This is a genomic window from Lachnospiraceae bacterium JLR.KK008, from assembly GCA_037015955.1.
GTDB lineage: Bacteria > Bacillota > Clostridia > Lachnospirales > Lachnospiraceae > VSOB01.
The window spans coordinates 1335469-1347206 of sequence record CP143548.1; the positions used below are offsets into that span (position 1 = coordinate 1335469).

Here is an 11738-nt window from a genome sequence, read left to right on the forward strand (position 1 = left end):
AATGAAAAAACTGGAACAGCTTTACGAAGGAAAGGCAAAAAAGGTATACACGACAGATGATCCGGATGTACTCATCGTAGATTACAAAGATGATGCGACCGCATTCAACGGAGAAAAAAAGGGTACGATCGTCGGTAAGGGTGTGATCAATAACCGCATGACGAACCGTGTGTTTCAGCTCCTGGAGGAAAAAGGGGTTCCCACTCATTTTATTGAAGAATTGAGCGACAGAGAGACCGCGGTCAAAAAGGTGGAGATCGTTCCGCTGGAAGTGATCATCCGCAATGTGGCGGCAGGCAGCTTTTCCAAACGTCTCGGCGTACCGGAAGGCACTCCTTTTACGATGCCGACGATCGAATTCAGCTACAAAAACGATGAACTTGGCGATCCGCTGATTAACACTTATTTTGCAGTTGCCCTTGGACTGGCAACATGGGAAGAGATTGAGACGATCAAAAAATATGCCTTTCAGGTTAATGAAGTGCTGAAAGATTATTTTTTGCGGGCGGGTATCAAACTGGTCGACTTTAAGATCGAATTTGGCCGCTATCACGGTCAGATCATTCTGGCAGACGAGACTTCGCCTGACACATGCCGTCTCTGGGATGTGCACACGAATGAGAAACTGGATAAAGACAGATTCCGCAGAGATCTCGGAAATGTAGAGGAAGCATATAACGAAGTATTCAAACGTCTGGGGTTATAAATAAGAATGACAGAAAAAATAAACATATTGACGGAAGAGACAGACAAGCTGCGGGAAGAATGCGGCGTATTTGGCATGTATGACTTTGACGGCGGGGATGTGGCTTCTACCATATATTATGGTCTGTTTGCACTGCAGCATCGGGGTCAGGAGAGCTGTGGGATCGCAGTCAGCGACACTGAGGCGCCCAGGGCGAAAGTTATCAGTGCCAAGGATATGGGGCTTTTGAATGAGGCTTTTACGCCGGAGATCATGGAGAAACTGAAGGGAGACATCGGCGTCGGGCATGTGCGCTATTCGACTGCCGGCAGTTCCACGAGAGAAAACGCACAGCCGCTTGTTCTCAATTATGTAAAGGGAACGCTGGCGCTTGCCCATAATGGCAACCTGATCAATGCGCCGGAGCTTCGCAGGGAACTCGAGTATACGGGCGCAATCTTCCAGACTACGATTGACTCTGAAGTGATTGCCTATCACATAGCGAGAGAGCGCCTGCATACGAAAACGGTGGAAGAGGCGGTAGGCTGTGCCATGAAGAAGATCAGAGGGGCTTATTCTCTGATCGTGATGTCGCCGAGGAAGCTGATCGGCGCCAGAGACCCGTTTGGATTCCGGCCGCTCTGTATCGGCAGACGGGATAACACCTATATTCTTGCCTCCGAGACATGTGCCCTTGACACGGTGGGGGCAGAGTTTATCCGCGATGTGCTTCCGGGAGAGATTGTCACGATTTCTCCGGAGAAGGGGATTGAATCCGATACGAGCATGTGTATTCCAAGAGAAGAACATGCGAGATGCGTATTTGAATATATCTATTTTGCGCGGCCGGACAGCTATGTGGATGGCTTCAGCGTTTACAATTCGAGAATACTCGCGGGGAAATATCTGGCGATCGATTCGCCGGTCGATGCGGACCTGGTCGTTGGCGTGCCCGAGTCCGGGAACTGTTCGGCGATGGGATACGCCATGCAGTCGGGGATTCCCTATGGACAGGCTTTCGTCAAAAATGCCTACGTGGGCCGGACATTTATCAAGCCAAAACAGAAAAACCGTGAGAGCAGTGTACAGATCAAGCTGAATGCGCTGCGGGAGGTCGTAGAGGGCAAACGGATCATCATGATCGATGACTCGATCGTCAGAGGGACGACATCTGACCGTATCGTGCGTATGCTGCGGGAGGCGGGCGCCAGAGAAGTGCATATGCGCGTCAGCTCGCCGCCGTTCCTCTGGCCCTGCTATTTCGGTACGGATGTGCCGGCCAGAGAGCAACTGATCGCCTACAACAGAACGGTGGAAGAGATCAGTGAGGTGATTGGTACGGATTCTCTCGCGTATCTGAAGACAGAACGTCTTCCGGAGATCGTAAACGGACTGGAAATCTGTACAGGCTGCTTTACGGGTAAGTATCCGCTGGAACCGCCGGGAGACGACATCAGAGGTGAGTACGACCAGTGAGCCGCTGGGGTCAGTGATCTGACACGGTAATGACAGTAATGGATAGAAAAAGGGACTGACTGCGGACAGTCGGTCAGGCCGATATGAGGAGAATTTCATGAATACAGACAGATATAACAGTCCTCTTTCCGAGCGATACGCCAGCAAAGAGATGCAGTATCTATTTTCGCCGGATATGAAATTCCGCACATGGCGCCGTCTCTGGATTGCATTGGCGGAGACGGAAAAGGAACTGGGCCTGGACATTACGCAGGAACAGATCGATGAGCTGAAGGCTCATGCGGAGGACATTAATTATGAGGTGGCGCTGGCAAGGGAAAAGGAAGTCCGCCATGATGTAATGAGTCATGTCTATGCCTATGGGGTGCAGTGTCCGAAGGCGAAAGGCATTATCCATCTCGGAGCCACGTCCTGTTATGTGGGCGATAATACGGACATGATTGTCATGGCACAGGCGCTGAAGCTGGTGAAAAAAAAGCTCGTCAATGTGATTGCGGAGCTTGCGCGTTTTGCGGATCAATATAAAGATCTGCCGACGCTGGCATTTACACATTTCCAGCCCGCCCAGCCGACAACAGTAGGGAAGCGTGCCACACTGTGGATGCAGGAATTTTGTATGGACCTGGAAGACCTCGATTATGTGCTCTCCAGTTTGAAGCTGCTCGGTTCCAAAGGGACGACGGGGACACAGGCTTCGTTTCTGGAGCTGTTTAACGGGGATCAGGAGAAGATCGACAGGATTGATCCGATGATCGCTGAAAAGATGGGGTTCTCTGAGTGTTATCCGGTATCCGGGCAGACATATTCCCGAAAAGTCGATACGAGAGTGGCCAATGTGCTGGCCGGTATTGCGGCGAGCGCTCATAAAATGAGCAATGACATCCGTCTGCTGCAGCATTTGAAAGAGGTGGAAGAGCCGTTTGAGAAAAATCAGATCGGTTCTTCGGCAATGGCGTATAAGAGAAATCCGATGAGAAGCGAACGAATCGCCTCTCTGAGCCGTTATGTGATGATTGATGCGCTCAATCCGGCCGTCACTTCGGCGGTGCAGTGGTTCGAGCGTACGCTGGATGATTCCGCCAACAAGCGTCTCTCCATTCCGGAAGGCTTTCTGGCTGCGGACGGGATTCTCGATCTGTGCCTGAATGTTGTGGACGGGCTTGTCGTCTATCCGAAAGTGATCGAGAAGCGTCTGCGCAGTGAGCTGCCGTTTATGGCCACGGAAAATATTATGATGGATGCGGTCAAGGCAGGCGGAGACAGACAGGAGCTGCATGAGAGGATTCGTGTTCTTTCGATGGAGGCGGGAAAGAACGTCAAAATAAAAGGAAAAGACAACAATCTGCTTGAACTGATCGCGGCGGATCCGGCGTTCCCGCTGACGCTTGACGATTTACAAAGTGCGATGGAGCCTTCCAGATACGTGGGACGTTCCAGAGAGCAGGTGGAGAGTTTTCTGGCCAGAGTAGCGGCACCAATTCTCGAAGAAAACAAGGAACTGCTTGGTGTGAAAGCAGAGATCAATGTGTAAATCGGTCTGTGGATCATCCTGTTATGATTTGATGGGATAAGAAAAACAGTGAATCAGATTATAAAAATGTCGTTTTGTTTGTAAACAGAACGGCATTTTTTTTAATAAAACGGTACACACTAAGTCCAAAACGGTCGATGCCGGCAATATGGGTGTCGAGGCAAAGGAAAGTGGGTATCTATTTATGGAACAGAATGATAAAAAATCGAGCAGAGAAACAACCGGTGTGAAACAGAGAAACAGGAAGACTATGGATGGCAATCAGGCGGCGGCGCTGGCGGCTTATGCTTACAGCGATGTGACGGCGATCTATCCGATTACGCCGTCCTCGACGATGGCCGAGTGGATGGACGAGTGGTCGGCAAGAGGAGAGACAAATATGTTTGGCGATCCGGTCACGGTATCCGTCATGCAGTCGGAGGCGGGGGTAGCCGGAGCCGTACATGGCTCTCTTGCGGCCGGCGCCATGACGACGACATTTACCGCTTCGCAGGGACTTTTGCTGATGATCCCCAATCTCTATAAGATTGCGGGAGAGGGGCTGCCGGGTGTCTTTCATGTGGCGGCGCGGTCGATCGCTGCCCATGCACTTTCTATTTTTGGAGATCACTCGGATATTTATGCGTGCAGGCAGACGGGCGTGGCCATATTAGCCACCAGCAGTGTACAGGAGGTTATGGATCTGGCTCCGGTGGCGCATATCGCCGCACTGCAGGCAAGTACGCCTTTTCTGCACTTCTTTGACGGCTTTCGTACGTCTCATGAGGTACAGAAAATCTCCATATGGGAGAAAGAGGATTATGCACAGTTGATGGACCGTGAGGCGGTGAACCGGTTCCGGCAAAGCGCGCTGAATCCGTCTCATGCCAGACAGATGGGGTCTGCGCAGAATCCTGACGTATTTTTCCAGTACCGGGAGGCGGCTAATCCGAGATATGACAAGATTCCCGGTGTTGTGGAAGCGTTGTTTCGCAGGATCACGGAGAAAACAGGGACGCCGTACGAACTGTTTCAGTATTATGGGGACCCGGAGGCAGAGCATGTGATCATCGCCATGGGAAGTGTCTGCCAGACGATTGAGGAGACGATCGACGAGGAAAACAGAGCCGGCAAAAAGACAGGACTGATCAAAGTACGTCTTTACAGACCGTTTTCCCGGGAACATCTGCTGGCGGCCATTCCCAAGACAGTGGAAAAGATCACGGTACTTGACCGGACCAAAGAGCCGGGCAGTATCGGGGAACCGCTGTATCTGGATGTGCTGGGAGCTCTGCACGGAAGCTATTATCAGGACATCCCGGTATATTCCGGCAGGTACGGACTTGGTTCTAAGGATACGACGCCGGCGCAGATCCATGCTGTTTTTGTCAATGAGAGCAAAAAGCGGTTTACGATCGGGATTGAAGATGACGTCACCGGGACGTCGCTCCCGGTGAGACCCTTTCCGATCAAGAAAGAAGGAGAGATATGCTGCAAATTCTGGGGGCTGGGAGGAGACGGTACCGTGGGCGGAAACAAGTCTTCCGTCAAGATCATCGGCAATCACACGGATTTGTATGCACAGGCATATTTTGACTATGATTCCAAAAAGTCAAGGGGGCTGACAGTGTCCCATCTGCGTTTTTCCAAAGAGCCGATCCGGTCTGCCTATCTGATTGACCGGTCAGATTTTACGGCGTGTCATAATCATGTCTATATGCACAAGTTTCATATTGTGGAGGAGATCAAAGACGGAGGTACTTTTCTGCTCAACTGTCCTTACGAGGGGGAAGCACTGGAGCGATTTCTGCCGGGGCAGGTGAAGCGGTATCTGGCAGAACATCAGATCCGGTTTTTTGTGATCGACGGCATCCGGATCGGCAAGGAGATCGGACTTAACAATAAGATCAATACCATTTTGCAGGCGGCGTTTTTCAAGCTGTCGGGTATCATCCCGGAGGAAGAAGCGCTGACGCTGATGAAAAATGCTGCGAAGGCTGCCTATGAGCGCAAGGGCGAGAAGATTGTCCGCATGAACTATGAGGCCATTGAGAAAGGTATGGCGCAGGTAAAAGAAGTGACGGTACCGGCGGCATGGAAAGAGGAACGGGACGAGCCACTTGATACGGATACACTCCCGGACCGTCCGGAAGTGCTTCGGTTTGTAGAACGGATTCAGAAGCCGGTGAATGTGCAGGAAGGACATAAACTGCCGGTGTCTGTGTTTGCGGACATTGCCGACGGCTCGGTACCATCCGGTACGGCGGCGCACGAAAGACGGAATGTGGCCACAGAAGTACCTGAATGGAAACCGGAGAACTGTATACAGTGTAACCGCTGTGCCTATGTGTGTCCACATGCGGTTATCCGGCCGGCAGTGATGGATGAGAAAGAGGCCAAAGCGGCGCCGGAAGGGATGAAGATGCTGGAGGCGGTGGGCGCACCCGGTTATCAGGTATCGATGATTATCTCGGAAGTCGACTGTACCGGCTGCGGTTCGTGCGCTGCCGTCTGTCCGGGTAAACAGGGAGAGAAGGCGCTTGTCATGTGCCCAGTCCATGAGCACGAAGAACATCAGCAGTACTTTGATTATGGAAAGAGCCTGCCGGAAAAAGAAGAATTGGTCAAAAAGTTTGGGATCTCCACTGTAAAAGGAAGTCAGTACAAAAAGCCTTATCTGGAATTTCACGGGGCCTGTGCGGGCTGCGGTGAGACGACGTATCCACGCCTGATCACACAGCTCTTCGGGGAACGGATGTATATCGCCAATGCCACCGGCTGTTCTTCCATCTGGGGCAATTCGTACCCGTCTACTCCGTATGCGGCCAATGAGAAAGGAGAAGGACCCGCCTGGTCGAATTCACTGTTTGAGGATGCGGCGGAGTTTGGATTTGGAATGCTTCTGGCGGAAGAGACGATCCGGCGGCGACTGAAAGGAAAAGTACAAAAACTGGAACAGGAGACGACGGAGCAGACGTTGCAGGAGCGCTGCAGCAAATGGCTTTCCACATATGAAGATTTTTATGAAAATGGATGTGCAACGAAAGCGCTCATTGAAGCGCTGACCGGTTCCGGCTGCGCTCTGGCGGGAGAGATCTTGGAAGACAGGCAGTTTCTCTCCAAAAAGTCGAAGTGGATCTTTGGCGGCGACGGCTGGGCCTATGACATCGGCTTTGGCGGTTTGGACCATGTGCTGGCGAGCGGAAAGGACATCAATATTCTCGTGTTTGACACAGAAGTGTATTCCAACACGGGCGGCCAGGCTTCCAAGGCGACGCCTCTCGGTGCAACGGCGCTCTTTGCGGCCGGCGGTAAGCGCACGGTGCGCAAAGATCTGGCAGGAATGGCCATGAGCTACGGCTATGTGTATGTGGCACAGATTGCCATGGGAGCGGATTATAATCAGACGATCAAAGCGCTCACGGAGGCACAGCAGTACGACGGCCCGTCGCTGATCATTGCCTACGCGCCATGTATCAACCATGGTGTGAAAGCGGGTATGGGAAGTGTGCAGCGCGAAGAGGAAAAAGCGGTGCAGTCCGGATATTTCCCGTTGTTTCGGTTTAATCCGGCTTTGAAACCGGAGGGGAAGAATCCGCTGACGATAGACAGCGGGGAGCCGAGTCTTTCCTATGAGGAATTTCTTGACGGTGAGATCCGTTATACGGCGCTGAAAAAGACGAAGCCGGAAGAAGCCCGCAGGCTGTTTGATGCGGCTGCCGAACATGCCAGAAGACATTACGCATACCTGAAAGAGTATGTGGAGATGTATGACAGACTGTAGATGGAAAAGGGGTTTTCATTTTTCCGGGGAAATGGTAAAATATAGTAATATATTTTTTCGGAGGAGTTTGTTGTGGCACTCAGTGATTATACGGCGGCATTAAAGCAAGGCAGACGAAAATACCAGTCTGCCGTGACCAAAGGGGAATATCCGTATCTACCGGTGTTGGATGATATATTGTCTTATACGGAAGTGACGGCGAATGTCAGTCTGGGACGGATGGATGTTCCGTTGTCAAAGATTGTCGGTACGAAGACAGCCGGGCGTACAGATGCGTTTGCGGGCAATTTCATGCCGTTACTGCCGGAGAAAACAGAGTTTGCCAGCAAATGGGCTTCTCTTTATGACCATCAGGTCACGGACGGAATCCGCGACCCGATCGTTGTCTATGAGTTTATGAATCGGTTTTACGTTCAGGAGGGGAATAAGCGGGTCAGTGTGATGAAATATCTGGGCGCCTACAGTATTGGCGCCACTGTGACCCGCATTGTCCCCAAAAAGACAGACGACAGAGAAAACCGCCTCTATTATGAGTATATGGATTTCTTTGAAGTGTCGCACAACTGCGAGATCTGTTTTACGAAAGAGGGCAGTTACAAAAAGCTGTTAAAACTGATGGACAAAAAGGCCGGGGAAATCTGGAGCGAAGAGGAGAGGACGACATTTCGGTCCGTATACAGCAGATTCGCAGATGCGCTGGAGGCAGTCCGGGAAGAAAAAATGGACGTGAGCGTCTCCGATATATTTCTTGTCTATCTGGAGATCTACGGCTATGATCAGGCCGTGAAAGAAAAAGAGAGCGATATGCGTCAGAATCTCCAGCAGATGCGCATGGAGATCAGACTGGCAGACGAAGGAAGTCAGGTGGAACTGGTAGAGAAACCGGAGAAAACCAAGGCTTCTCTGCGCAGTCTCCTGCTGCCTGTCACGCCGGAGATGCTGAAGATCGCCTTTATCTATCCAAAGACGAAAGATACTTCCAGCTGGACTTACGCCCATGAGCTCGGCAGAATGTATTTGGAACAGGCATTTGACGGGAAGCTGAGAACGATGGTGATCGACAGAGCTGACACGGATGCGGAGGTGGAAAATGCCATTGAGCTTGCCATCGCATCGGGCTGCAATCTGATCTTTACGATCGCCATTCAGATGGTAGGTGCCAGTGTGCGCTGCGCCATTCATCATCCGAAAGTGAAGATCTATAACTGTTCTGTGAAGATGCCGTATTCTTCCATCTGTACGTATTACGGAAGGATGTATGAGCCCAAGTTTCTGGTGGGAGCCATTGCGGCAGCCCTGTCACGGACAGACAGGCTTGGCTATGTGGCGGATTATCCGATTTACGGTTCGGTCGCCAATATCAATGCGTTTGCGCTCGGAGCGCGGATGGTCAATCCTTATGCACATGTGTATCTGGAATGGTCGCGGACGAAGGAGCAGGACGCAGGAGGACGGCTTGCGCGGGAGGGCGTCGTCTATATCTCCGGTGATGACATGATCACACCGCAGCAGGCATCGAGAGAGTATGGACTATACGCGAAGAAAGAGGACGGCGGCCTTGTCAATATGGCGACGCCGGTCTGGCATTGGGGGAAGTTCTATGAACGGATCGTAAAGAACATCTGCAAGGGCAGCAGTGAGGCCAGTGTCCAGAAAGGCAAAAAGGCGGTCAATTACTGGTGGGGCATGTCGGCGGATGTCGTCGATGTGATCTGTTCCAAGCATATGCCCGGCGGTACGGGAAGACTGATCGAATTTTTGAAACATTCGATCTGTGAGGACAGGTTTCATCCGTTTGACGGTGTGATCTGCGATCAGGATGGTCATATCCGTTGCGGCGAGGGAGAGAGTCTCGGGGCGGATGATATTATCAGGATGGACTGGCTGGCGGAAAACGTTGTCGGACGTATCCCCGGTCTGGAGGAACTGACAGAGGAAGCCCAGGCGCTTGTACAGCTTCAGGGCATTAAGACAGATGAAACAGAGATGGAAGAATGACGCTGTCATGAACATTATGATACTGACAGATCACGAGTCGAAATTATTATATGATTATTATGATCCCCAGCGGATGAAAGACATTGATCTGATCATCTCCTGCGGAGATCTGCGGCCGGATTATCTGAGTTTTTTTGCCACGCTCTGCAATGTTCCCGTACTCTATGTCAGGGGAAATCATGACGGGATCTACGAGGAAGAGCCACCGGAAGGCTGTATTTGCATCGAGGACAGGATCTATGTCCATCAGGGCGTACGGATATTAGGGCTTGGCGGTTCTATGGAGTATATTGAAGGAGCCAGGAACCAATATACGGAGTGGCGGATGAGAAAGCGAATCCGCAGACTGTTTCTGAAACTGTGGTGGCATAAAGGGTTTGATATTCTGGTGACACATGCGCCGGCGTATCAGGTCAACGATCTGCCGGACCTGCCGCACCGTGGATTTGTTGCTTTTCGCGCATTGATGGAAAAGTATGAGCCCAAATACTTTTTTCACGGTCATGTACATGTGAATTATGGCAGGAATTTCAAGAGAAAAGATACGTTCGGAAAGACGACGGTCATCAATGCCTATGATTTCTATGTGGTGGAGTATCCCCCTGAGAATGTGGGAGGATCGTGAGATATGGCATGGGAGGACGGGGATATACGGGAGTATGTCCCCGTCTGTGTGCGGAGGGAGAACCGCAGGCCGGATATGGCCGGAGACTGGCAAGTACGAAAACAGAGAAAGAACGGGGGAATGATCCGTGGCAGAGAGAGTGAAAAGAGCGATCCTTGCAGTGAGCTTCGGGACGACTTGCGACAGGGCGGAGAAAGAGGCGATCGTAGCGATCGAGGAAGACTGGAGGCGAACGTTTCCGGAGCATACGGTGCGCCGCGCTTATACGAGTGAGATCGTGCGCAGTAATCTGGCACGAAGGGGCGTGGAGGTAGACAATGTGACGAAGGCCCTGGAGGCTCTCTGTGAAGATGGTTATTCTCATGTATGGGTCCAGCCGACGCATCTGATACCGGGCGAGGAATACGATAAACTGGTGCGGCAGACGATGCAGTGGAAAGAGCGGTTTGCACTGCTCAAGGTCGGAGAGCCGCTGCTCGTGCAGGAAGAGGATTATGACATTATTGTCGGTATTATGCGGGAGAAGTTTCCGGTTTGTGCAGGGCAGGTCTGTATCTTTATGGGGCATGGCACTTATCATCAGGCGAACAGAGTCTATGAGAAGATTGAAAAACGGCTGGAGAAAGAAACTGCACGCTCTCACTATATGGCTACTGTGGAGGGCGTACCTTCCATCGAAGATATTTTGCGGATGCTGGATGAGAGAGCGGATATCCGGAAGGTGACGCTTGTCCCGTTCATGCTTGTGGCGGGTGTCCATGCGCTGGAGGATATGGCGGGAGAAGAGGAAGAGAGCTGGCGCAGCCGGTGCCGGGCCCGGGGGTATGAAGTCGAATGTGTGATGCACGGGATGGGATATGATCCGCAGATCCGGGCGCATTATATCCGTAAATGCAGGAAAAATGTCAGTGGTATTTTTTACGGTATCAGCGTCGGGCCGGGCGCCGGCGGTAACCTGACGCTGGACGGGGCGGCATGTATCCGCAGTTGCCAGGTGCTGGCAGTGCCGAGGACAAAATCGGAACATACGATCGCGCTGTCGATTGTCCGCAGAGCGGCAGCGCAGATCCGTGAGATGTTCGGCGCAGCGGACTATATGGAACTGTCAGACAAAGAGATCGTATATCTCGATCTGCTGATGACAAAAGACGAAGAGAAGAGAAGACAGGTGTATGCTGCGCTGTCAAAGCGGCTGGAAGTGTATCTGCGGCAGGGGAAAAATGTCGGTATGATCGTGCTGGGCGACGTTTCTGTCTATGCGACCGTGTCCTATCTGGCCGGCCCGGTGCGCAGGGCTGGGTATGAGGTGATGCTGGTGCCCGGGGTCAACAGTTTCTGCGCTTCGGCGGCCGCGCTCGGCAGGAGTCTGACAGAGATGTCGCAGCCGCTTCATATTATTCCGGCAGGATATGAAGGACTGGAGGAGAGCCTGCGGCTGCCCGGAAGCAAAGTGCTGATGAAGAGTGGCAGGAATCTGCCGGAAGCAAAGCGTCTCCTGAAGGAGATGGGTCTGTATGACTGCGCTTCCATGGTCAAAGACTGCGGTATGGATACAGAGGAACTTTGCTGGAGTCTGGACGAAGATACGGAGAGGAGCTCTTATTTCACGACGGTCCTTATACCGGGGCATGAGTATGACCAGAGTGACGGGAAAGAATAG

Annotated in this window: 8 protein-coding genes; all 8 read left to right on the forward strand. The window is 52.0% G+C overall.

The annotated features are described in order from the left end of the window. Position 1 precedes the first annotated feature (1 nt). The 8 genes from purC (at position 2) to cobI (ending at position 11738) form a co-directional block, all read left to right on the forward strand. A complete protein-coding gene (gene purC, locus V1224_06725) occupies positions 2 to 706 on the forward strand; it encodes a phosphoribosylaminoimidazolesuccinocarboxamide synthase (protein ID WWR17117.1) in 705 nt (234 codons plus the stop codon). A 6-nt stretch (positions 707 to 712) separates the two neighbouring features. Beyond that, positions 713 to 2161: an amidophosphoribosyltransferase gene (gene purF / locus V1224_06730; protein ID WWR17118.1), complete on the forward strand. Its 1449-nt coding sequence runs from the start codon at positions 713 to 715 to the stop codon at positions 2159 to 2161. A gap of 97 nt (positions 2162 to 2258) precedes the next feature. After that, a complete protein-coding gene (purB, locus tag V1224_06735; protein WWR17119.1) occupies positions 2259 to 3692 on the forward strand; it encodes an adenylosuccinate lyase in 1434 nt (477 codons plus the stop codon). A 184-nt stretch (positions 3693 to 3876) separates the two neighbouring features. Beyond that, complete coding sequence (nifJ, locus tag V1224_06740) at positions 3877 to 7455, forward strand: pyruvate:ferredoxin (flavodoxin) oxidoreductase (GenBank protein ID WWR17120.1); 3579 nt, start codon at positions 3877 to 3879, stop codon at positions 7453 to 7455. A gap of 72 nt (positions 7456 to 7527) precedes the next feature. After that, entirely contained in the window at positions 7528 to 9453 is a 1926-nt protein-coding gene (locus V1224_06745) for a BMP family ABC transporter substrate-binding protein (protein WWR17121.1), read from the forward strand. Positions 9454 to 9460: 7 nt separating this feature from the next. Then, positions 9461 to 10078, forward strand: coding sequence for a metallophosphoesterase (locus tag V1224_06750; protein WWR17122.1), 618 nt, complete (start codon positions 9461 to 9463; stop codon positions 10076 to 10078). Continuing rightward, the gene (locus V1224_06755; protein WWR17123.1) at positions 10075 to 10221 is read left to right on the forward strand and encodes a hypothetical protein; all 147 of its coding nucleotides are present in this window, start codon (positions 10075 to 10077) and stop codon (positions 10219 to 10221) included. Before V1224_06750 ends, V1224_06755 begins: the two co-directional genes overlap by 4 nt. Continuing rightward, positions 10206 to 11738: a precorrin-2 C(20)-methyltransferase gene (gene cobI / locus V1224_06760; protein WWR17124.1), complete on the forward strand. Its 1533-nt coding sequence runs from the start codon at positions 10206 to 10208 to the stop codon at positions 11736 to 11738. Before V1224_06755 ends, cobI begins: the two co-directional genes overlap by 16 nt.

What these genes read in the sequence shown, in the direction of transcription:
- purC (WWR17117.1), top strand. Translation starts at nt 2, where the DNA reads ATGAAAAAACTGGAACAGCTTTACGAAGGAAAGGCAAAAAAGGTATAC.
- nifJ (WWR17120.1), top strand. Translation starts at nt 3,877, where the DNA reads ATGGAACAGAATGATAAAAAATCGAGCAGAGAAACAACCGGTGTGAAA.
- purB (WWR17119.1), top strand. Translation starts at nt 2,259, where the DNA reads ATGAATACAGACAGATATAACAGTCCTCTTTCCGAGCGATACGCCAGC.
- purF (WWR17118.1), top strand. Translation starts at nt 713, where the DNA reads ATGACAGAAAAAATAAACATATTGACGGAAGAGACAGACAAGCTGCGG.
- V1224_06750 (WWR17122.1), top strand. Translation starts at nt 9,461, where the DNA reads ATGAACATTATGATACTGACAGATCACGAGTCGAAATTATTATATGAT.